The organism is Bradyrhizobium brasilense, from assembly GCF_029714345.1.
GTDB classification, from domain to species: domain Bacteria; phylum Pseudomonadota; class Alphaproteobacteria; order Rhizobiales; family Xanthobacteraceae; genus Bradyrhizobium; species Bradyrhizobium australafricanum.
In genome coordinates this window covers 4,534,476-4,555,104 of sequence record NZ_CP121669.1, presented here as the reverse complement: position 1 = coordinate 4,555,104, position 20,629 = coordinate 4,534,476, and the positions used below count along the sequence as shown (strand labels likewise).

At 65.8% G+C, this 20,629-nt stretch carries 18 protein-coding genes and 1 pseudogene; 11 read left to right on the top strand and 8 right to left on the bottom strand.

The window, feature by feature from the left end:
• Positions 1 to 44: 44 nt before the first annotated feature.
• Positions 45 to 371, bottom strand: a complete 327-nt coding sequence (locus QA635_RS21390) for an NIPSNAP family protein (RefSeq protein ID WP_283061336.1) — start codon at positions 369 to 371, stop codon at positions 45 to 47.
• A gap of 168 nt (positions 372 to 539) precedes the next feature.
• Between QA635_RS21390 and QA635_RS21385 the strand changes: the two genes are divergently transcribed.
• The 3 genes from QA635_RS21385 to QA635_RS21375 all read left to right on the top strand — a co-directional run bounded on the left by QA635_RS21385 (position 540) and on the right by QA635_RS21375 (position 3,469).
• On the top strand, positions 540 to 1,214 hold the full coding sequence (locus tag QA635_RS21385; protein WP_283061335.1) for a response regulator: 675 nt from the start codon (positions 540 to 542) through the stop codon (positions 1,212 to 1,214).
• A complete protein-coding gene (locus QA635_RS21380; RefSeq protein ID WP_283061334.1) occupies positions 1,211 to 2,590 on the top strand; it encodes a sensor histidine kinase in 1,380 nt (459 codons plus the stop codon). Before QA635_RS21385 ends, QA635_RS21380 begins: the two co-directional genes overlap by 4 nt.
• Positions 2,591 to 2,806: 216 nt before the next feature.
• Positions 2,807 to 3,469: a class I SAM-dependent methyltransferase gene (locus tag QA635_RS21375; protein ID WP_283061333.1), complete on the top strand. Its 663-nt coding sequence runs from the start codon at positions 2,807 to 2,809 to the stop codon at positions 3,467 to 3,469.
• Between the two features lie 23 nt (positions 3,470 to 3,492).
• Here the strand turns inward: QA635_RS21375 and QA635_RS21370 are convergent, their stop codons facing one another.
• Together QA635_RS21370 and secG are read right to left on the bottom strand one after the other, a co-directional pair.
• Positions 3,493 to 5,124, bottom strand: a complete 1,632-nt coding sequence (locus tag QA635_RS21370) for a CTP synthase (RefSeq protein ID WP_057016524.1) — start codon at positions 5,122 to 5,124, stop codon at positions 3,493 to 3,495.
• Positions 5,125 to 5,291: 167 nt separating this feature from the next.
• A complete protein-coding gene (gene secG / locus QA635_RS21365; RefSeq protein ID WP_283061332.1) occupies positions 5,292 to 5,681 on the bottom strand; it encodes a preprotein translocase subunit SecG in 390 nt (129 codons plus the stop codon).
• 204 nt (positions 5,682 to 5,885) lie between these two features.
• Between secG and QA635_RS21360 the strand changes: the two genes are divergently transcribed.
• Both QA635_RS21360 and QA635_RS21355 read left to right on the top strand, forming a co-directional pair.
• Positions 5,886 to 6,452 carry a helix-turn-helix domain-containing protein gene (locus QA635_RS21360; RefSeq protein ID WP_283061330.1) on the top strand — a complete coding sequence of 189 codons (567 nt, stop codon included), beginning with the start codon at positions 5,886 to 5,888 and terminating at the stop codon, positions 6,450 to 6,452.
• Positions 6,453 to 6,455: 3 nt separating this feature from the next.
• Complete coding sequence (locus QA635_RS21355; protein ID WP_283061329.1) at positions 6,456 to 6,986, top strand: GNAT family N-acetyltransferase; 531 nt, start codon at positions 6,456 to 6,458, stop codon at positions 6,984 to 6,986.
• Positions 6,987 to 7,203: 217 nt separating this feature from the next.
• Here QA635_RS21355 and tpiA read toward each other — a convergent pair whose 3' ends face one another.
• On the bottom strand, positions 7,204 to 7,956 hold the full coding sequence (tpiA, locus tag QA635_RS21350) for a triose-phosphate isomerase (RefSeq protein WP_283061325.1): 753 nt from the start codon (positions 7,954 to 7,956) through the stop codon (positions 7,204 to 7,206).
• Between the two features lie 241 nt (positions 7,957 to 8,197).
• Between tpiA and QA635_RS21345 the strand changes: the two genes are divergently transcribed.
• From QA635_RS21345 to QA635_RS21325, 5 genes are all read left to right on the top strand, one after another.
• A complete protein-coding gene (locus QA635_RS21345; RefSeq protein ID WP_283061323.1) occupies positions 8,198 to 10,099 on the top strand; it encodes a peptidylprolyl isomerase in 1,902 nt (633 codons plus the stop codon).
• 70 nt (positions 10,100 to 10,169) lie between these two features.
• Positions 10,170 to 11,183 carry an anthranilate phosphoribosyltransferase gene (gene trpD, locus QA635_RS21340; protein WP_028334043.1) on the top strand — a complete coding sequence of 338 codons (1,014 nt, stop codon included), beginning with the start codon at positions 10,170 to 10,172 and terminating at the stop codon, positions 11,181 to 11,183.
• A 15-nt stretch (positions 11,184 to 11,198) separates the two neighbouring features.
• Positions 11,199 to 12,020 (top strand): indole-3-glycerol phosphate synthase TrpC, encoded by an 822-nt coding sequence (trpC, locus tag QA635_RS21335; RefSeq protein WP_283061321.1) that lies wholly within the window; start codon positions 11,199 to 11,201, stop codon positions 12,018 to 12,020.
• Between the two features lie 4 nt (positions 12,021 to 12,024).
• On the top strand, positions 12,025 to 12,552 hold the full coding sequence (gene moaC / locus QA635_RS21330) for a cyclic pyranopterin monophosphate synthase MoaC (protein WP_283061319.1): 528 nt from the start codon (positions 12,025 to 12,027) through the stop codon (positions 12,550 to 12,552).
• 157 nt (positions 12,553 to 12,709) lie between these two features.
• Positions 12,710 to 15,442 carry a bifunctional diguanylate cyclase/phosphodiesterase gene (locus QA635_RS21325; RefSeq protein WP_283061317.1) on the top strand — a complete coding sequence of 911 codons (2,733 nt, stop codon included), beginning with the start codon at positions 12,710 to 12,712 and terminating at the stop codon, positions 15,440 to 15,442.
• Between the two features lie 187 nt (positions 15,443 to 15,629).
• Here QA635_RS21325 and QA635_RS21320 read toward each other — a convergent pair whose 3' ends face one another.
• A complete protein-coding gene (locus tag QA635_RS21320) occupies positions 15,630 to 16,988 on the bottom strand; it encodes a S41 family peptidase (protein ID WP_283061316.1) in 1,359 nt (452 codons plus the stop codon).
• A 153-nt stretch (positions 16,989 to 17,141) separates the two neighbouring features.
• Complete coding sequence (locus tag QA635_RS21315) at positions 17,142 to 18,494, bottom strand: NADH:flavin oxidoreductase/NADH oxidase (RefSeq protein WP_283061315.1); 1,353 nt, start codon at positions 18,492 to 18,494, stop codon at positions 17,142 to 17,144.
• A 307-nt stretch (positions 18,495 to 18,801) separates the two neighbouring features.
• Here QA635_RS21315 and QA635_RS21310 point away from each other — a divergent pair.
• Positions 18,802 to 18,987, top strand: a pseudogene (locus QA635_RS21310) (hypothetical protein); the annotation flags it as partial.
• Positions 18,988 to 19,041: 54 nt separating this feature from the next.
• Here the strand turns inward: QA635_RS21310 and QA635_RS21305 are convergent.
• Together QA635_RS21305 and QA635_RS21300 are read right to left on the bottom strand one after the other, a co-directional pair.
• Positions 19,042 to 19,191, bottom strand: coding sequence for a hypothetical protein (locus tag QA635_RS21305; protein ID WP_018271828.1), 150 nt, complete (start codon positions 19,189 to 19,191; stop codon positions 19,042 to 19,044).
• Positions 19,192 to 19,605: 414 nt separating this feature from the next.
• Positions 19,606 to 20,517 (bottom strand): amino acid ABC transporter substrate-binding protein, encoded by a 912-nt coding sequence (locus QA635_RS21300; protein ID WP_141343143.1) that lies wholly within the window; start codon positions 20,515 to 20,517, stop codon positions 19,606 to 19,608.
• Positions 20,518 to 20,629: the final 112 nt, after the last annotated feature.

The following is a 20,629-nucleotide window of genomic DNA, read 5'->3' as shown; positions in this document are numbered from 1 at the left end:
GCTTCGCTTCGCTCGCAATGACGGGAACATAGCCGCAACGGGCGTCACTTGACCGACGAAAACGCCGTCGGCATCAGAAGCTGGTTTTCGATGGTGAGAACGATCTGGCCGTCCTCCTCGGTCTTGGCGCGCGCGGCGATCCACTCCGGATCGGTCTGGAACGCGGTCCACTTCTTCTCGCGCTCGGCGAGCGATTCCCAGGCCAGCAGATAGGTCAGGTCCTGGTTGGATTCCCCGACCAGCGTCGTGAAGAAACCGGCCTGCCTGATGCCGTGCTTGTCCCAGAGCTTCAGCGTGATGGTCTCGAAGCGCTTGAGCAGCGCCGGCAACCGGCCCGGCAGGCAGCGATAGACGCGGGTCTCGTAGATCATTGGCAGTCCTCCCAGATTGGTGTGCGGGCGGTTATAGCCAGCGCCTTCCGGACTGTCTTGAGGGAGTGACAACATGGCACCCCTGCTCGCGACGGGCGGCCATTTCCGCAATGTTGTTGCAATGTTACTTGCCCTAAAACCTGCCTTCAGGAGCCGGACCCAAAGGACATGCGGATACTGCTGGTTGAGGATGAGGCCGAAATGGCGGCGGCGCTGTCGCAGGCGCTGAAGGGCTACGACATGGTGGTCGACCACGTGCCGAACCTTGCCGAGGCCGAGGAAGCGATCTGTGCCGACGTGCATGGCGCGGTCCTGCTCGACCGCCAGCTTCCGGACGGCGACGGCCTCACGCTGATCCCGAAGCTGCGCGCCAAGGCCGACGGCGTCCCGATCATCGTGCTGACCGCGCGCGGCGATCTCACCGACCGCATCACCGGCCTCGACAGCGGCGCCGACGACTATCTGGCCAAGCCGTTCGCGGTCGAGGAGCTGATGGCGCGGCTGCGCGCCGTGCTGCGCCGTCCGGCCGGACTGCAGCTCGAGATCATCAGGGCCGGCCGGGTGGCGTTCGATTGCAGCCATCGCGAGGCCAGCGTCGACGGCCGTCCGCTCGAGCTGCCGCGGCGCGAGCTGCTGGTGCTGGAGACGCTGCTGCGCCGCATGGGCCGCACCGTGCTGCGCGCGACGCTGGAGGAAGCGGTCTACAATTTCGAGGACGAGATCCAGTCCAACGCGCTCGACGCGCACGTCTCGCGTCTCAGGCGCAAACTCGCGGACGCCAACGCCGGCGTCGAGATCCATAGCATCCGCGGCGTCGGCTATCTTCTGAAGCAAACGTCATGAGCGAACAGGCCGAACACTATTGCCTGCGCTCGCAACTGAGCTGGCGGCTGGTGACGCTGCAGGCGCTGCTGCTTGCGATGCTGATCGTCTGCCTGATCAGCGCGTTGTGTGCCACCGGTTTCCTGATCGTTCCGCGCGATGAGGATCATGTGATTTCCATCGTGCAGGGTGCGGTCGCGCGCGACGGCAAGGGCGAGTTGATTTTGCGCCCGACGGCCGAACTGCAAAAGCTTCGTGACGACACGCCCGACCTCTGGTTCCTGGTGCGCGACCGGCAAGGCCGTTCGCTGACGGAAGGCGCGGTGCCGCCGGAATTTGCCAGGATCGGCGGCGCACTCGACCAGATCAGCCAGGCGCGGCTCGGCTGGCAGATGTTCGAGGATGATCCGCGCAAGCCGCCGGCGCGGCTGAAGCGCGTCAATTCCGACGCCGGCCCTGTGCAGGTGCTCACAGCGACGCAAGGTCCAATGTCGAGCGGCAAGACCGCGCTCGCCACGACGCTGGCATTCCTCGCCATCGCCCTGCCCGGCCTTTTCCTGATGGCATGCGCCACTTTCATCGCGACGCCGATGGTGGTGAAGCGCGCCTTCGCCGGTCTCGATACCACCGCCGACGAAGCCCGCCGGATCGATTTCCGCCAGCGCGGCAGCCGGCTGTCGGCGGACCATCTGCCGCTCGAGGTGGCGCCGCTGGTGACCGCCATCAACGATGCGCTGAAGCGGCTCGACGACGGCTATTCCCGGCACCAGCGCTTCGTCGCCGACGCGGCGCATGAATTGCGCACGCCGATCGCGATCCTCAACACGCGGCTGGAGTCGCTGCCGCCAGGCCCGGAGAAAACCCGCCTGCTCGAGGATTCGGCGCGGCTTGCGACATTGGCCGAGCAACTGCTCGACATCCAGCGCTTCGACCAGTGCCGCAATCCGTTCGTCCGCGTCGATCTCGTCGCGGTCGCCCGCAATGTCGCGGCCGACCTCGCGCCGCTCGCGATCGCGGCCGGCTATGAGCTGTCGCTCGATGCCGCAACCGATCGGGTCGAGACCTTGGGCGACCGCGCCGCGCTGGAGCGCGCGCTCACCAATCTGGTGCAGAACGCCATCCAGCATGGCGGCCGCCGCGGCACCATCACCATCCATGTCGGCAGCGCCGCGACGATCGACGTATCGGATGAAGGCGACGGCATTCCCCAGGATCAGCGCACGCGGATCTTCGACCCGTTCTATCGGCTCGCGCCGCTCGACCGCGGCGCCGGCCTCGGCCTCAACATGGTGCGCGAGATCGCAAGGCTGCACGGCGGTCACGTCTCCGTGCTCGACGGTCCGAAGGGCGGCGCGTGCTTTCGCCTCACCTTACCGCCGGCGCCGTTCGTGTCGTGATCCCAGAGCGTTTTCGAGCGAAGCCTGTCCCGCACTCGATGCGGGATGGGCACCGGTTCGCGTGAAGAAAAACGCGTCAAAATTAGAATCGAGAGCCCCGTTCCGATTCAATCGGAATGGGCCCTCGCGCAATGTTGTCGCAATGCAGCTCCCGCAAACAAGGCGTCACGCTTCGCATCTGAGTCGAAGCGCCGCGACACTTTGCTGGGAATCCCAATGTCACATGATCTGCTGTCTTTCTTCACGGCGTGGATGGCGGCCCCCGGCCGCGTCGGCGCCATCGCGCCGTCGGGCGCTGCGCTCGCCGAACTGATCACGCGCGACATCAGCGCCGACACCGGCCCGGTGCTCGAGCTCGGTCCGGGCACGGGCGCGTTCACCTATCAGCTGTTGAAGCGCGGCGTGCGCCAGCAGGATCTGACGCTGATCGAATACGGCTCGGATTTCATGCGGCTGTTGCAGCTGCGCTTTCCCGGCGCGCGGGTGCTGTGGATGGACGCGGCGCGCCTCGCCTCGGAGCGGCTCTACGATGGCGCGCCGGTCGGCGCCGTCGTCAGCGGACTGCCGCTGCTCAACATGTCGCCGCGCAAGGTCATCTCGATCGTCGGCGGCGCGTTCAGCTATCTGCGTCCCGGCGGCGCGTTCTATCAATTCACCTACGGCATGCGCTGCCCGGTGCCGCGGCCGATCCTCGACCGGCTCGGCCTGCGCGCCACGCTGATCGACCGCGCCATCCTCAACGTGCCGCCGGCCGCGGTCTACCGGCTGACGCGACGTCCGCAATACAAGCTGATGACGCGCGACGGTACGCCGGCGGCTGATGCAAACGTTTCACCGATCAAGAAGGAACGCCGGGCCAGCGAGGACTGCGCCGTGTAACGGCGCAGCTGACGGCCGCTCAGTTAAACCAGCCGGCTCTGCTTGGCTGCCGCCTCGATGAACGACGCGAAGAGGGGATGCGGTTCAAAGGGCCGCGACTTCAGCTCGGGATGGAACTGGACGCCGATGAACCAGGGATGGTCCTCGTACTCCACGATCTCCGGCAGCACGCCGTCGGGCGACATGCCGGAGAAGCGCAGGCCGTGCTGCTCGAGGCGGTCCTTGTAGGCGGTGTTGACCTCGTAGCGGTGGCGGTGCCGCTCGGAGATCTCGGTCGCGCCGCCATAGACCTGCGAGACGCGGCTGCCGCGGTTCAGCGCCGCCGGATAGGCCCCGAGCCGCATCGTGCCGCCGAGATCGCCGCTCTGCGAGCGCTTCTCGAGCTCGTTGCCGCGCAGCCATTCCGTCATCAGGCCGACCAGCGGCTCCTTGGTCGGGCCGAACTCGGTCGAGTTGGCGTCCTCGATGCCGACCAGATTGCGCGCCGCCTCGATCACCGCCATCTGCATGCCGAAGCAGATGCCGAAATACGGCACGTCACGCTCGCGCGCGAACTGCGCCGCGCGGATCTTGCCCTCGGCGCCGCGCTGGCCGAAGCCGCCGGGCACCAGGATGCCGTTGACGTGCTCGAGGAACGGCGCCGGGTCCTCGTTCTCGAACACCTCGCTCTCGATCCAGTCGAGATTGACCTTCACCTTGTTGGCGATGCCACCGTGCGACAGCGCCTCGATCAGCGATTTGTAGGCGTCCTTCATGCCGGTGTATTTGCCGACGATGGCGATCGTCACCGCGCCTTCCGGATTGCGGACGCGCTCGTTGATGACGTGCCAGCTCTGCAGGGCCGGCGGAATCTTCGCGGTGATGCCGAACGCGGCCAGCACCTCGTCGTCGAGGCCGGCGGCGTGATAGGCCTCCGGTACGGCGTAGATGTTGTCGACGTCGCGCGCCTCGATCACGGCGCTCTCGCGCACGTTGCAGAACAGGCCGAGCTTGCGCCGCTCTTCCTTGGGGATTTCGCGGTCGGTGCGGCACAGCAGGATGTCCGGCTGGATGCCGATCGAGCGCAGCTCCTTCACCGAGTGCTGCGTCGGCTTTGTCTTGAGTTCGCCGGCACTTGGAATGTACGGCAGAAGCGTCAGGTGAATGTAGACGGCGTGATCGCGCGGCAGCTCGTTCTTGAGCTGGCGGATCGCCTCGAAGAACGGCAGGCCCTCGATATCGCCGACGGTGCCGCCGATCTCGACCAGCACGAAATCGAACTCGTCGTTACCCGACAGCACGAATTCTTTGATCGCGTTGGTGACGTGCGGGACCACCTGGATGGTGGCGCCGAGATAATCGCCGCGGCGCTCCTTGGTGATGATGTCCTGGTAGATTCGCCCGGTCGTGATGTTGTCGGCCTTGGTGGCCGGACGACCGGTGAAGCGCTCGTAATGGCCGAGATCGAGATCGGTCTCGGCGCCGTCGTCGGTCACGAACACTTCGCCGTGCTGATACGGCGACATCGTTCCGGGATCGAGGTTGAGATAGGGATCGAGCTTGCGAAGGCGGACTTTGTAGCCCCTGGCCTGCAGCAAAGCGCCGAGCGCCGCTGAAGCCAGACCCTTGCCGAGCGAGGAGACCACGCCGCCGGTGATGAATATGTACCGCGCCATGGGACTTTACCTTTAATCCGACTCCGGCGATTCGCAAAACGAATCGGCTGTTCCCGGCAAACAATTCGCCGGGCTGTGGGTTGCATCAAACTGGAAGCGATTTCAGAGCATTGATGGGGGTTTCTGATGCAGGATGCCAGCGGGGCATCCTGCATGGCCACCCTGCTTTATTGCGACCGTGGCGCCTGCGGACCGCTCGGGGCCTGCTGCCCCTGCTGCTCGTCGGCCTTCTTCAGCGAATCGAGGATGCCACCCGAGGTCGGCGCGTTCATCGGCGTGCCGCCGGCCGGCTGCGTCTGCGCCGGTGCACCGGTGCCGACGATCGAGCTCGGCTTGCGGTCGTAGCCTGCGTACCAGGACAGGAACAGGCTGGTCACGAAGAAGCCCACCGCGAGGATCGCCGTGGTCCGCGTCAGCAAATTGGCGGTGCCGCGGCTCGACATGAAGCCGGCGCCGCCGCCCATGCCGAGGCCGCCGCCTTCGGATTTCTGCAACAGCACGGCGCCGATCATGACGGCGACAATCATGAGGTGGACAATGATAACGACAGTCTGCATCGCAAGCCTTCCGTCACAAGCCGCCAAGCGGCCAGACAAACGGCGCTATCGGCTTTACGGTTTTCGTGAAGTCGCGCCCTGTTACACGATTGCACCGGGCATTGTCACCCCCGAGATAGTCGCACTGTCGACGATCACAAGCGGCGCCGGTGGCGGCCCGGCCGGGCCTTGTCGGGAACCGGCAATTTCTACTATAGTAGACAGATGGATACTTTGGTAGACGATCTGAGCCAACGCCTGGCGCAGCGGATCCGGCTCGAACGCGATGGCCGAGGCTGGTCGCTGGCCGACCTTGCCGAGCGCGCCGGCGTCTCGAAGGCCACGATCAGCAAGATCGAGCGCGCCGAAGTCAGCCCCACCGCGGTCGTGCTGGTGCGCCTCGCCTCGGCGTTCGACCTCACTTTGGCCGGCCTGATGTTGCGCGCCGAAGGCCAGGGCGAACGGCTGTCGCGCGCCGCCGCGCAACCGGTCTGGCGCGATCCGGAAACCGGCTATCTGCGCCGCCAGGTGTTCAGCCGTCCCGACCATCCAGTCGAACTGGTGCGGGTCGAGCTGCCGCCAAAGCAGACCGTGACCCTGCCCGCCTCCTCCTACGCGCATATCCGCCAACTGGTCTGGGTGCTCAGCGGCAGCCTCGTCATCACCGAAGGCGACGCACGCCACGTGCTCGCCGCCGGCGATTGCCTCGGATTCGGACCGCCGGCGGAGACGACCTTCGCCAACGAGACCAACGCCTCCTGCACCTATGTGGTCACCCTGGCCCGGAGCTGATGCATGTCGCATTTTGCCATCAAGCCACTCGCCGATGCGCCCGGGATTCGCAGCGCGCTCAGCGAATTGTTGATCGAGACCGTCGCCGCCGGCGGCTCGGTGAGCTTCATGCATCCGTTGTCGCCGGATGACGCCGATGCATTCTGGCAGGACTCGCTCGGCGCCGCCGCGCGTGGCGAGCGCATCGTGCTCGGCGCATTCACCGGCAGTGATCTGATCGGCACGGTGACGCTGCTGCTCAAGCTCCCGCCCAACCAGCCGCATCGGGCGGAAATTGCAAAGATGATGACGCGCGTCGCCCACCGCCATCGCGGCGTCGCGACGGAATTGATGCGCGCCGCCGAGCAGCTTGCGATCACGCACGGACGCACACTGCTGGTGCTCGACACCGCCGAAGAGGATGGCGCCGCGCCACTTTATGAAAGGCTGGGATTTCAGTTCACCGGCATCATCCCCGACTACGCGCTGAAGCCGCATGGCGGCCTCACCGGGACGATGATCTACTGGAAGCGGATCGGCGCGGCGGCGGCCTGAATCCGTAGCCAAGCAGAGATGCCGATGGCAGCTGTCTGCGCAACACTGCCAATCCCGTCACCCTGAGGAGCGCCAACGGGTCCGCGCAAAGCGCGGCCCGATGACAGGCTCCGCGCGTCTCGAAGGGTCGACGGCCACCAGCCGGGCCGTCGATCCTTCGAGACGGCCGCGTTGCGGCCTCCTCAGGATGACGGTGCTCGGTGCGAAAGGGGCAGCCCTAACACCCCGCAGCGATCGCCAAAAAGTCCGATGCCTTCAGGCTGGCGCCGCCGACCAGCGCGCCGTTGACATTGGCGACCGCCATCAGCTCGGCCGCGTTCGACGGCTTGACCGAGCCGCCATAGAGGATCCTGATCCTGTTTCCCTCGCCCTTGAAGCGATCGGTGAGCTGACCTCGGATAAACCTGTGAACTTCCTCGACATCCTTGGCCGTCGGGGTTAGGCCGGTGCCAATCGCCCAGACCGGCTCATAGGCCACCACCAGATTGGCCGCGGTCGAGCCGTCGGGCAACGAGCCCGCAAGCTGGGTGCCGCAGACATCGAGCGTCTTGCCGGCGTCGCGCTGCTCGCGTGTCTCGCCGATGCAGACGATCGCGGTCAGCCCGGCGCGCCAGGCGGCCTCCGCCTTCTGCCGAATCAAGGCGTCGGTCTCGCCGTGGTCGGCGCGCCGCTCGGAATGGCCGACGATGATCGCAACCGCGCCGAGATCCTTGAACATCTCCGCCGAGAGATCGCCGGTGTGGGCGCCCGATGCCTTGGGATGGCAATCCTGGGCGCCGACCGCGACCTTCGAGCCGCGCGCCTTGTCGGCGAACGCCCCGACCAATGTCGCGGGCGGACAGACCAGGAGATCAGCCTTCCCGGCGACATCGCCGGCGCCCGCCAGCATCGCGTCGAACTCGACAAAAGAGGATTTCAGGCCGTTCATTTTCCAGTTGCCGGCGATCAGCGGCCGGATGGCGTCGGTCATGTCGGATTTCCCATCGTTCAAGCGTGTCCCTGCGCTACCAGAGCCGGGCGGCGACTTCCAGAGCGCGGCTTCGCGCACACCGTGCGACGCTTCCACCCGCGCGGCCAAGGTTGCGGGGGCGCTTCGGCCACTTTATGATGGGTTTTCAACCCGGTGACGCCCTGCTGCGGGACAAAAGCCTCGACTTTCGGCTCCCCATTGGGCACGACCCGGTTCCCCTCCTGTAAAACAAGTTGGACCCATGCTTCGAGGAATGCGGAAAGCCTCATCAAACTGGCTCGGCAAGACGATTATGGCCGTGGTGATGGGCGTTTTGATCGTCAGTTTCGGAATTTGGGGCATTGCCGACATTTTCAAGGGGTTTGGCCAGTCGACCTTCGCCAAGGTGGGCGGGACCGAGATTTCGGCCGAGCAGTTCCGCCAGATCTATACCGACCGCCTGCAGCAGCTTGGCCGTCAGTTCGGCCGCCCGCTGACGCCGGACCAGGCGCGCGCCTTCGGCATTGACCGCCAGGTGCTGCAGCAGACGCTTGCGGAAGCCGCGATGGACGAGGAAGCACGCCGCATGGGCCTCAACGTGTCCGACGCCGAGGTGCTGCGCGCGATCTACAACGATCCGAACTTCAAGGGCCTCAACAACCAGTTCGACCCGCAGCGTTTCCAGGCCGTGATCCGCAACTATGGCTATACCGAAGGCCGCTACATCGCCGAGCAGCGCCGCGTTGGCCTCAGGCGGCAGATCGCCGGCACCATCTCGTCCGGGATCGAGCCGCCGAAATCGCTGGTCGAGGCGCTGACCCGGTTCCAGAACGAGCAGCGTTCGATCGACTACATCACGCTCGGGGCCGCGCAGGCCGGCACCATCGATCCGCCCTCGCCCGAGGCGCTCGCCGCCTATTTCGAGGACCACAAGGCCCAGTTCCGCGCGCCCGAATACCGCAAGATCTCCTTCGTCGCCATCACGCCCGAGGAGATCGGCAAGTGGGAAACGGTGTCGGACGAGGACGCCAGGAAGATCTTCGAGGAGCGCAAGGACCGGCTCAGCACGCCGGAGAAGCGCGAGGTCTCGCAGATCGTGTTTCCGGACGCCGGCGAGGCGCAGGCCGCGCGCGGGCGGATTGCGTCGGGCGCGTCGTTTGACGACATCGCCAAGGAGCGCAACCTCAATCTGGCCGATGTCAATCTCGGCCTGGTCGCGAAGTCGGCGATCCTCGATCCGGCCGTCGCCGATGCCGCCTTCTCCCTGGCCGCAGGCGAAGTCAGCCAGCCGGTGCAGGGCCGCTTCGGCGTCGCGCTGGTCAAGGTCGGCAAGGTCGAGCCCGGCGCGACCCCGAGCTATGAGAGCCTCGCCCAGCAGGTGAAGAACGAGATCGCCTCCGAGCGCGCCCGCACCAAGGTCGCCGACCTGCGCGACAAGATGGAAGACGAGCGCGGCGGCGGCGCCAGCGTGGTCGAAGCCGCACAGAAGCTGAAGCTGACTCCCGTCACCATCGATGCGGTCGATCGCTCCGGGCGGCTGCCGAACGGCCAGGTCGCGACCAATATCCCGCGCGGTCTCGACGTGGTGTCGCAGGCCTTCAACAGCGACATCGGCGTCGACAACGACCCGATCCAGTTCAACGGCGGCTATGTCTGGTACGACGTGCTCGGCATCACGCCGTCGCGCGAGCGCAGCCTCGACGAGGTTCGCGACCAGGTCGAGGCCAAGTGGCGCGAAGACCAGATCTCCACCAAGCTGCGCGCCAAGGCGACCGAGATCGTCCAGAAGCTCGACAGCGGCGCCAAGCTCGCCGACGAAGCCGCCGCCGCCGGCGTCAAGGTCGAAACCGCGGCGAATTTCAACCGCGAGGCCTCGCTGCCTGCCGTGCCGGCAGGCGTGATTGCGGCCGCATTCCGGACCGCCAAGGACGGCGATGGACAGACTTCCGTCGCCGGCGGCAGCCAGTGGGTGGTCTTCCGCGTCACCAACGTGACGGTGCCGCCGGTGGACTTCGCGTCGGATGCTGCCAAGCAGCTCACCGAGGCGCTGCGGCGGTCGCTCAGCGACGAGCAGGTCGCGCAATATGTCACGAAGATCGAGTCCGATATCGGTGTGACCATCAACCAGGCAGCCTTCGCACAGGTGACAGGCGCAAATAATTGAGCATGATCGGGACAGCGCGACGACGCGCTGCGCGGCGATCAAGCTCCAACAACAGACCCTGAGCCAGCGAATGGACGACCTGAAATCGATCATCGGAAAAGTCGCCACCGGCGCCACGCTGACGCGTGAAGAGGCGGCGTCCGCCTTCGACAGCATGATGTCGGGCGAAGCCACGCCCTCGCAGATGGGCGGGCTATTGATGGCACTGCGAGTGCGCGGCGAGACCGTCGAGGAGATCACCGGCGCCGTCACCGCGATGCGCGGCAAGATGCTGCCGGTCACGGCGCCGGCGGAGGCCGTCGATATCGTCGGCACCGGCGGCGACGGCTCCGGCTCGGTCAACGTCTCGACCTGCGCAGCCTTCATCGTGGCCGGCGCCGGCGTGCCCGTGGCGAAGCACGGCAACCGCGCATTGTCGTCGCGCTCGGGCGCCGCCGACGTGCTGGCCTCGCTCGGCGTGAAGCTCGATTTGACGCCCGAACAGGTCGGGCGCTGCGTCAAGGAAGCCGGCATCGGCTTCATGTTCGCGCCCGCGCATCATCCGGCGATGAAGAATGTCGGTCCGACCCGGGTCGAACTCGCCACCCGCACCATCTTCAACCTGCTCGGCCCGCTGTCGAACCCGGCCGGCGTCAAGCGGCAGATGGTCGGCGTGTTCTCCCGCCAATGGGTGCAGCCGCTGGCGCAGGTGCTGAAGAACCTCGGCTCGGACAAGGTCTGGGTCGTGCATGGCTCCGACGGCCTCGACGAGATCACCCTCACCGGCCCGACCTTCGTTGCGACGCTCGAGAACGGCGAGATCAGGACATCAGAGGTCACGCCCGAGGATGCCGGCCTTGGCCGCGTCGGCGGCGAGGCGCTAAAGGGCGGTGACGCCGATGCCAATGCGATCGCGCTTTCCAGCGTGCTGCAGGGCAAGCCGAGCGCCTATCGCGACGTCGCCCTGCTCAACGCCGCCGCCGCGCTGATCGTGGCCGGCCGCGCCAAGGACCTCAAGGAAGGCGTCGCGATCGGCGCGCAGTCGCTCGACAGCGGCGCTGCCGCGGCGCGGCTGAAGCATCTGGTCGCGGTTTCGAACGGTTAAGCAAGGCGCTAAGCGATGTCGGACATCCTGACCAAGATCGAGGCCTACAAGCGCGAGGAGATCGCCGCCGCGAAGCGCTCCCATCCGCTCGCCGAGGTCGAGGCGCAGGCCAAATCGGCCTCGGCCCCGCGCGGCTTCGTCCGCGCCCTCAAGGACAAGCATGCGCGCGGCGACTACGCTCTGATTGCGGAAGTGAAGAAGGCCTCGCCCTCGAAGGGCTTGATCCGGGCCGACTTCGATCCGCCTGTGCTCGCAAAGGCCTATGAGGCCGGCGGCGCGGCCTGCCTGTCGGTGCTGACCGACGCGCCCTCGTTCCAGGGCCATCTCGACTTCATGGTTGCGGCCCGCGCGGCGACCAGCCTGCCGGTGTTGCGCAAGGATTTCATGTTCGACACCTACCAGGTAGCGGAAGCGCGCGCCCATGGCGCCGACTGCATCCTGATCATCATGGCCGCGCTCGACGACGCGGCGGCCGGGGAGATCGAGGACGCCGCGCTCGGCTACGGCTTGGACGTACTGGTCGAGATTCACGACCGCGCCGAGCTCGACCGTGCCTTGAAACTTCGCTCGCCGATGATCGGCGTCAACAACCGCAATCTGCGCACCTTCGAGACCACGCTCGCGACCAGCGAGGCGCTGGCGCCGCTGATCCCGCGCGACCGCCTGATGGTCGGCGAGAGCGGCATCTTCACGCCGGACGATCTCGCGCGGCTCGAACGGGTCGGGATGTCGACCTTCCTGGTCGGTGAAAGCCTGATGCGGCAGCAGGACGTCACCGCGGCGACCCGGGCCTTGCTGACGCGGCAGGCCGCGCCGCGCGCCACCGCAACGCGCTGACGCAATGGCGCGGAACAGCAAGGGCAAGACCAAGGCCGAGCCGTCCGGCTCCGGCACCGCCCTCACCCATATCGACGCCAAGGGCGAGGCGCGGATGGTCGACGTCTCGGCCAAGCCCGCGACCGAGCGGACCGCGGTCGCCGAAGGCCGCGTCGTGATGAGCAAGGCGACGCTGGCGCTGATCGAAACCGGCCAGGCCAAGAAGGGCGACGTGCTTGCGACGGCGCGCATCGCCGGCATCATGGCGGCGAAGCGAACCTCGGAATTGATCCCGCTCTGCCATCCACTGGCGCTGACCAAGGTCACGATCGACATCACACCCGACCGCAAGCTGCCCGGCTGCATCGTCCGCGCCAGCGTCAAGGTGACGGGGCAGACCGGCGTCGAAATGGAGGCCCTGACCGCAGTCTCGGTCGCATGCCTGACGATCTATGACATGGTCAAGGCGGTCGACCGCGGCATCCGCATCGAGGGCATCCACCTCGTCGAGAAGATCGGCGGCAAGTCCGGGCACTATCGCGCCGGCGCTTGATCGCCGGTGCGCAAGCGACGGCCTGTCGCAAATGCCCGCAAGGTTTCATTAACCAATCTCGCTAACCCGCGCTCCATTTCGATTGGATACGACTTTCGCGGGCCGGGGGTGCACGAGACCTACTTCCGGGTGAAACACCTGGAAGCGATTGCGGCAAATGACTCCAAACGGCAGCGCCACGTTCAACATCAGATCGGTGATCGGCAGCGGTCCGATCCGCTGGCTGATCCTCGGCGGCGCCGTGCTGATGGCCGCGATCGCGATCGGCGCCACGCTGATGGCGGAGAATTTCCGCGATCGCGCCCTGCACAACAGCGAGCGTGAGCTCGAGAACACCGTGCTGCTGCTGGCGCGGCATTTCGACCAGCAGCTCGACGATCTCGAAGTCGTCCAGCGCGACCTGATCGCGTTCATGCGCGACAATGCAATCGCGACGCAGGAGAATTACAAGCGCCGGATGTCGGCAGCCGACATCCATGCGATGCTCAAATCCAAGATGGACGCGCTGTCCAATGTCGGCAGCCTCAACGTGTTCGACGCCGACGGCGTTCTGATCAACAGCTCGGGCGCCTGGCCGCTGCCGCAGGCCAGCATTGCCGACCGCCCCTACTTCCAGATCTTCAAGTCGAGCCCCTATTCGCCCGACATGCAGGTCGCGCCGGTGGTCAGCCGCATCACTGGAAACTGGACCACCGTTATCGTCCGCAAGGTCACCGGTCCGCATGGCGAATTCCTCGGCGTGGTCGGCCGCGGCATCGAGCCGGCAGCCTTCGAGAAGTTCTTCTCCACGGTGGCGCTCGGCGACGGCGCCGCGATCTCGATGCATCATCGCGACGGCACGCTGCTGGCGCGCTATCCCCATGTCGAGGAGCTGATCGGGAGGAATTTCCGCAACGGTCCGGTCAATCAGCAGCAGGTGTTCGAGCTGCCGCAGAGCACGACGCGGCTCGCCAGCCCGGTCGACGGCAAGGACCGCCTGGTGTCGTCGCGGGCACTGACCAAATTCCCGATCGTCGTCGTCGCGACGAGCACCACGGAGGCGGCGCTCGCCAGCTGGCGCGAGCAGATCGGCATCCTGATCGCGGTGACCAGCATCTCGGTGCTGGCGATCGCGATCCTGCTGACGCTGGTGGTGCGCAAGCTGGTGCAGCAGCATCGCGCCCAGCAGCAGCGCCTGACGCTGGAGAAGCTGCGGCTCGACACCGCCGTCAACAACATGACGCAGGGCCTGTTGCTGTTCGATGCCGCGCAGTGCCTGGTGATCTGCAACAGGCGCTATATCGAGATGTACGGGTTGTCGGCCGACATCATCAAGCCCGGCTGCAGCTTCCGCGACGTCATCGTGCATCGTCACCGGACCGGTTCGTTCCAGGGCGACGTCGAGCGCTACGTCAATCTCGTGCTGCGCGACGTCGGCATCCGCAACACCATGGTGATCACGACGCCCGACGGACGCTCGATCCAGGTCGTCAACGAGCCGCTGGCCGACGGCGGCTGGCTCGCGACCCATGAGGACGTCACCGAGCGCCGCCGCGCCGAGGAGCGCATCACGCATCTCGCCCACTACGATGCGCTCACCGACCTGCCGAACCGCGCGCTGTTCCACGAGGAGATCAGACGCGAGCTGCCGCATGTCACGCCCGACAGCCAGCTTGCGGTGCTCTATATCGACATTGACGAATTCAAGGGCGTCAACGACTCGCTCGGCCACATGGTCGGCGACGAGCTTCTCAAGTCCGTGGCCCGGACGCTGAGCGGCGTGATCGGCGAAGGTGATTTCGTCGCCCGCCTCGGCGGCGATGAGTTCGCGATCGTGCAGACCGGGGTGAAGAGCGAGGCCGAGGTGACCGACCTCGTCGCGCGCATCTACGAGGTGATCCGCGCGCCCTATCAATGCCTCGGCCACCAGGTCACGACCGACGCCAGCATCGGCATCGCGCTGGCGCCGAAGGACGGCACCGATCTCGACCAGATCATGAAGAACGCCGATCTTGCGATGTATGCGGCGAAGTCGGCCGGCCGGCGCGTCTTCCGCTTCTTCGAGCCGGCGATGGATGCCGACGCCCGCGCCCGCCGCGAGCTCGAGATGGAGTTGCGGCAGACGATCGCCGCCGGCAGCGGGCTCGAAGTGCATTACCAGCCCTGCGTCGACCTGCGCAGCAACGAGATCACCGGCTGCGAGGCGCTGGTGCGCTGGCGCCATCCACAGCGCGGCATGATCTCGCCGGCCGAATTCGTGCCGATTGCGGAAGAGACCGGCCTGATCAACCAGCTCGGCGAGTGGGTGCTGATGACGGCCTGCAAGGAAGCCGTGAACTGGCCCGACCACGTCAGGCTCGCCGTCAACGTCTCGCCGGTGCAGTTCCGCAGCGGCACGCTGGCGCTCAAGGTGATCGCAGCGCTTGCATCGTCGGGGCTGTCAGCGAGCCGGCTCGAGCTCGAGATCACCGAGGCGGTGCTGATCCGCGACGACGAGACCGCGCTGGCCGCACTGCACCAGCTCCGTGCCATCGGGATCAGGATCGCGCTCGATGATTTCGGCACCGGCTATTCGTCGCTGAGCTATTTGAAGCGGTTCCCGTTCGACAAGATCAAGATCGACCGCTGCTTCGTCACCGATATCGCCGATCCGCAAGGCTCGGCCGGCATCGTCGAGGCCGTCGTCAACATCGCCGCCGAGCGCAGCATGACGACGACGGCGGAAGGCGTCGAGACCGCGCAGCAGCAGCAATTGCTGCGCGAGCTCGGCTGCTCGGAAATGCAGGGCTATCTGTTCAGCCCGCCAAAGCCCGCCGCGCAGATCCGCCAGCTGCTGGCCGGGCATCGCCGCGGCCCCGCTGCGGGTGCGAGCACGGCGCGGCGACGCAAGCCGATCGCCGGCGCGGCGTAAGGCTGCTCGCAAGTCGGAGCCCGAGGGGCGCCTGCACGATTTCGGAATTTTGGAAATATACCCTGTAATTGCCCGACGTGTCAAATTGCCTGGTCGAGCGCCAGCCACCAGGGGCTCCTTTGCATGGGGTTGTTTTCGATATTTTGCCAGCTGCGTAGCCCGGATGGGGCCATCCGGGCTACAGGTTCTAGTTCGGCACCGGCCGCTTCTGCGCGGCCTTGGTGTCGGCGTTCTTGGCGTCGGCGTTGACGGTGACGCCGCGCAGCTGGTTGAACGCCGCGGCCAGCGCCTTGTCGTTCTTCTCATCCGGTGGCACGTAGGATTGCGAGCCGGTCTGCTCGGCGCCCTCGGCGGAGAGATGGCCGCGCATCGAGGCCTCGCCCTTGATCTCCGAGCGGGTCTTGAACTCGTCCGGCACGTCTTGCAGCACCTCGATGTCGGGCTTGATGCCGAGTGCCTGGATCGAATGGCCCGACGGCGTGAAATAGCGCGCCGTGGTCAGCGCCAGCGCGCCATTGCCGGTGCCGAGCGGAATGATGGTCTGCACCGAGCCCTTGCCGAACGAGCGGGTGCCGATCAGGGTCGCGCGCTTGTGGTCGTGCAGCGCGCCGGCGACGATCTCGGAGGCCGAGGCCGAGCCGCCGTTGATCAAGACGACGAGCGGCTTGCCCTTGGTCATGTCGCCGCCATGCGCGGTGAAGCGCTGGGTTTCCTCGGGATTGCGGCCGCGAGTCGAGACCACCTCGCCGCGCTGCATCAAGGTCGAGGTCACCGAGACCGCCTGGTCGAGCAGGCCGCCGGGATTGTTGCGGAGGTCGATGACGTAGCCGGCGAGCTTGTCCTGCGGGATCTGCTTCTGGATATCGCCGATCGCCTTGCGCAGCCCTTCGGTGGTTTGCTCGTTGAACGAGGTGATCCTGATATAGCCGATGTCGCCGCCCTCGACGTGATACTTCACCGGGCGGACGCGGATGATCTCGCGCGTAATCGAGACCTCGATCGGCTTGTCGGCGTCCTTGCGGATGATCTTCAGCCGGATCGAGCTGTTGGGCGCGCCCTTCATCTTGTTGACGGCCTGGTCGAGCGTCATGCCCTGGATCTGGTCATCGTCGATCGAGGTGATCACGTCGCCCGACATGATGCCGGCGCGCGAGGCCGGCGTGTCGTCGATCGGCGCCACCACCTTGACGAAGCCGTCCTCCATGGTGACCTCGATGCCGAGCCCGCCGAACTCGCCATGCGTGGTCTCCTGCATCTCCGCCCAGCCCTTCTCGTTCATATAGCGGGAGTGCGGATCGAGCGAGGAGATCATGCCGTTGATCGCGCCCTCGACGAGCTTGGAGTCCTCGGGCTTCTCGACGTAGTCGGTCTTGACCTTCTCGAACACCTCGCCGAACAGATTGAGCTGCGAATAGGTGTTGCTGTTGTCGGAATGCGCGGCGGCGTTGGCGACGGCGAACAGATGCGCGCCCTGCGGCGAGGCCACTAGCAAGGTGAGACACGCGCCCGCGACCGTCCCGAGCAAGAAGCCAACATGTTTGCGCATTATCCGTGATCCCTTCGCTAACGGCCGGCAACGTTTCGCAACATTCGGCCCCACCCCGACGCGGGGCACCACACAACGGCTTTTTGGTCGGATCAAGGCCGCCCTGTCACCGGACCATTACGGTCCTGTCACGGTGCCCGGATCGGTCCCTTGTCAGCCCCCTGTCAGCCTTTCGTCGGCTTTTGGCCCAGTCTCCCGCAACCCGTTCTGCCAGGTCGACGGCTGGGTGCCGAATCCGCGCTTGGCCCGCGTGCCCAGCCAGTAGCCGAACTGCGGAGGAACATTGCGGAACGGCCCCTCGACGCCGAGCTTGAGCGCGGCGTCCATCGGCCAGTTCGGGTTATTGAGGATTTCCCGGCCGACCGCGATCAAATCTGCTTGTTTATCACGCAGGATTTGTTCGGCCTGGTCCCCGTGGATGATCAGGCCGACCGCCATGGTCATGATATCGGCATGGGCGCGGACATATTCCGCGAGCGGCACCTGATAGTTGTATTTGATCTCCTTGCCCAGGATCGGCGCCATTTCGCTGATTCCGCCCGACGAGCAGTCGATCACATCGACGCCCTTCGCTTTCAGGATCCTGGCGAGCCGCGCGCTCTGCTCCGGGCCCCAGCCGGCATTGTCCTCGACCGACAGCCGCACGAACAGCGGCTTGTGATCCGGCCAGTGCGCCCGCACCGTCTCGGTGACCTCGATCAGGAAGCGCATCCGGTTGGCTTCCGAGCCGCCATATTCGTCGCTGCGCTGGTTGGAGCGGCCGGAGAGGAATTCGTGCACGAGATAGCCATGGGCGCCGTGCAGTTCCAGCACCTCGAACCCTGCCTGATGCGCGCGTCGTGCCGCCTGCCCCCAGGCCGCGACGAGATCCTTCACCTCATGCGTGTCCAGCGCGCGCGGCACCGGCCAGCGCTCGCTATGGGCGATCGCGCTCGGCGCCACCGGCGTCCAGGCATCCCAGTCCTCGATCTCGGCGGTGCGTTCGAGCGGACGATCCCCCTCCCAGGGCCGGCTCGCACGCGCCTTGCGGCCGGAATGGCCGAGCTGGATGCCGGCGACCGCGTTCTGCTGCTTGATGAAGCCGACGAGGCGGCTGAGCGGCGCGATGAACTTGTCGTCCCAGATGCCGAGATCGCCGATCGTGCCGCAGCCGCGCCGCTCGACCTTGGTCGATTCGACGATCACGAGACCGGCGCCGCCGGCGGCGAACTTGCCGGCATTCATCAGATGCCAGTCGGTCGGAAAGCCCTTCTCGGCGGAATATTGGTGCATCGGCGGCACCACGATGCGGTTCTTCAGCGTGACGCCGCGGATGGTCATTGGCGAAAACAGCAGCATGTCGGACATCGCTTCCTCATTATGCGTCGTTACCCAGCGTGCGGGACCGATCTTGTGTTTGGCGCGGACGATATACGCACCGCGCAATGGCCGATAGAGGCACGCGGGCGGCCGCTCAAACGGATCGCGGCATGGCAGCGCTGTAGCGAGCCGCGGCACCTTCGCCATGCCTGTTCCCTCGCGGCGATTTTTCGCGCGCACAGGAAATGATGATCGCGATGCGTGTTGTCCCCGGCAACCCAGAGGAGGGACACTCATGAGGACCCGCACAATCGCACTGCTCATCGCCGGTGCCATGGCAACCGGCCCGATACTGGCGCAACACGCGGTTGCCCAGAACCTGCAAAACGAGGCCGACAAGGGTGCCAAGACCCGCAACTCCGGTGAATCCGGCTATGTCGGCGATCAGGACAGGCCCGGCGCGGCCGCAACGCCTCCGGGACGCCCCGACACGGCCGCCGGTTCCCCAAATGCCACGACGTCTCCGAGCGCTCAAAGTTCCGGAACCGGGATCGCCGGCGCGCCGGGCAACAAGAGCGGGCCGCCCGCCAAGCAGGGCACGGTCGGTTCGAACTCGCAGAACCTGCATGTCCAGGAACAGGATCCGTCGAACATCAAGGGACAACCAGGCAACAAGAGCGGCCCACCCGCAAAGCGCTAGGCTGCGCGCCATGCTGACCAGGTGGCCGTGAACCGGGATCGAGTCGCTCAGATATTATTGAGCGGCCTTCCGGCTCGCGGAGAGATCGGTTGGGCAATTTGCGCCGCATTCAATCGATTTCTTCTGGTCAGCAACCCGCCATACCAGCAACGCGACCAGGACAATGATGGTGACGGTGAGCTTGGCCAATGCGTCGTGGTTCAATGTCGGCTCCGCAGAACAATCGGCATAGCGAAAAAAATCAGCTGCAAGCAGAAATGTGACCCCGGCACCCTTTGGGGCCGAAGGCCGACGCTGGAGACGTCCACCAGGCCCGCTTTCGATTCGGGCCGGCCGACGTCATGATGGTACGGTCCTGGCGCGGTCTGCAAGCTTCTCAGTCTGCATGGCAGCATGGCACGGCCGGCCGCAGCCGGTTGGAACATTGTCATCGATGTGCGGTTCAGTGGCTGTCCTCTGATTCATTGCCCCAGAGGCACACACCACCTCCTGCGGCCCCAGCCGTCACGCTGGGGCCGCAAATCATTGGAGGTGCACGCGGACTGCTGTTGGTTGCGGGGTGAGTGAACGATCTCCGAGAGCCACGATCGATTTGCGCGGGCGCGCCCGCAAATGACGCTACTTGCCGACCTCGTACACATCGGGATCAAAGCTCGAGCTCGGATGGGCGAACGCGTGGCGCAGCGCCGGCGACATCGGCACGTTGTAATTGATACCCTTCGGCGGGGTCGGCGCTTCCAACCATTTCCTGTACATGACCTCGATCTCGGGGCTCTTGTAGAGCTCCGCCGTGGCGCGGTCGGCGAGCGCCTTGAACGGGGTGTCCTCCCTGCGCAGCATGATGCCGAACGGCTCGGCCTTCGAGAACGCCTCCTCGCTGATCATGTAGAGCGAGGGCTGCTTCGACCGCGCGATGGCGACGGCGAGCTGGACGTCGTCGAGCGCGTAGGCCTGGGCGCGATCGGTCTCCAGCATCAGGAACGCCTCGGCCTGGTCCTTGGCCGGGAGAACGTTGATGCCGAGCTTGCGTTCGGTGTTGACCTTGATGAGCTGCGTGAGGTTCACCGAGCCCGCAACGGCGGTGACGGACTTGCCCTTGAGATCGTCGATCGTGTTGATCCCTGCAGATTTCTTGGCGGCAAACCGTGTCGCGCTGAGGAAGTGCGTGTTGGTGAAGGTCACCTGCTTCTGGCGGTCCGCGCTGTTGGTGGTCGCCGAGCAATGCAGATCGATCGTGCCGTTGACCATCAGCGGAATGCGGTTCGACGAAGTCACCGGGAGGTAGTCGACCGCGATGTCAGATACGCCGAGCTCCTTCTTCACGGCATCGACGATCTTCAGGCAGATGTCGAGCGCAAAGCCGATCGGCCGCTGATTGTCGTCGAGATAGCTGAAGGGAACGGAAGCCTCCTGAAAGCCGAGCGTGACCTTCTTCGTCTCCTTGATCTTCTGCAGCGTGCCCGACAGCTCCTCGGCCGCCGCGGGGCTTGCGGCGAGCGTGAGGGCGAAGAAGATGGCGGGCAAACGCATCGGCGACTCCTGTGCGGTGATCAGGCGGCGGTGATAGCGCACGCATGAGCCCGGAGCCAGATGACGGTGTGTCTAGCAGCTATCGCACTTTGCTATGGTCCGGCTGCCAAAG

What these genes read in the sequence shown, in the direction of transcription:
- secG (WP_283061332.1), bottom strand. Translation starts at nt 5,681, where the DNA reads ATGCAGACTGTCGTTATCATTGTCCACCTCATGATTGTCGCCGTCATG.
- QA635_RS21315 (WP_283061315.1), bottom strand. Translation starts at nt 18,494, where the DNA reads ATGGCGAAGGTGCCGCGGCTCGCTACAGCGCTGCCATGCCGCGATCCG.
- QA635_RS21375 (WP_283061333.1), top strand. Translation starts at nt 2,807, where the DNA reads ATGTCACATGATCTGCTGTCTTTCTTCACGGCGTGGATGGCGGCCCCC.
- trpC (WP_283061321.1), top strand. Translation starts at nt 11,199, where the DNA reads ATGTCGGACATCCTGACCAAGATCGAGGCCTACAAGCGCGAGGAGATC.
- moaC (WP_283061319.1), top strand. Translation starts at nt 12,025, where the DNA reads ATGGCGCGGAACAGCAAGGGCAAGACCAAGGCCGAGCCGTCCGGCTCC.
- QA635_RS21300 (WP_141343143.1), bottom strand. Translation starts at nt 20,517, where the DNA reads ATGCGTTTGCCCGCCATCTTCTTCGCCCTCACGCTCGCCGCAAGCCCC.
- trpD (WP_028334043.1), top strand. Translation starts at nt 10,170, where the DNA reads ATGGACGACCTGAAATCGATCATCGGAAAAGTCGCCACCGGCGCCACG.
- QA635_RS21320 (WP_283061316.1), bottom strand. Translation starts at nt 16,988, where the DNA reads ATGCGCAAACATGTTGGCTTCTTGCTCGGGACGGTCGCGGGCGCGTGT.
- QA635_RS21380 (WP_283061334.1), top strand. Translation starts at nt 1,211, where the DNA reads ATGAGCGAACAGGCCGAACACTATTGCCTGCGCTCGCAACTGAGCTGG.
- tpiA (WP_283061325.1), bottom strand. Translation starts at nt 7,956, where the DNA reads ATGACCGACGCCATCCGGCCGCTGATCGCCGGCAACTGGAAAATGAAC.
- QA635_RS21390 (WP_283061336.1), bottom strand. Translation starts at nt 371, where the DNA reads ATGATCTACGAGACCCGCGTCTATCGCTGCCTGCCGGGCCGGTTGCCG.
- QA635_RS21360 (WP_283061330.1), top strand. Translation starts at nt 5,886, where the DNA reads ATGGATACTTTGGTAGACGATCTGAGCCAACGCCTGGCGCAGCGGATC.
- QA635_RS21345 (WP_283061323.1), top strand. Translation starts at nt 8,198, where the DNA reads ATGCTTCGAGGAATGCGGAAAGCCTCATCAAACTGGCTCGGCAAGACG.
- QA635_RS21370 (WP_057016524.1), bottom strand. Translation starts at nt 5,124, where the DNA reads ATGGCGCGGTACATATTCATCACCGGCGGCGTGGTCTCCTCGCTCGGC.
- QA635_RS21325 (WP_283061317.1), top strand. Translation starts at nt 12,710, where the DNA reads ATGACTCCAAACGGCAGCGCCACGTTCAACATCAGATCGGTGATCGGC.
- QA635_RS21355 (WP_283061329.1), top strand. Translation starts at nt 6,456, where the DNA reads ATGTCGCATTTTGCCATCAAGCCACTCGCCGATGCGCCCGGGATTCGC.
- QA635_RS21385 (WP_283061335.1), top strand. Translation starts at nt 540, where the DNA reads ATGCGGATACTGCTGGTTGAGGATGAGGCCGAAATGGCGGCGGCGCTG.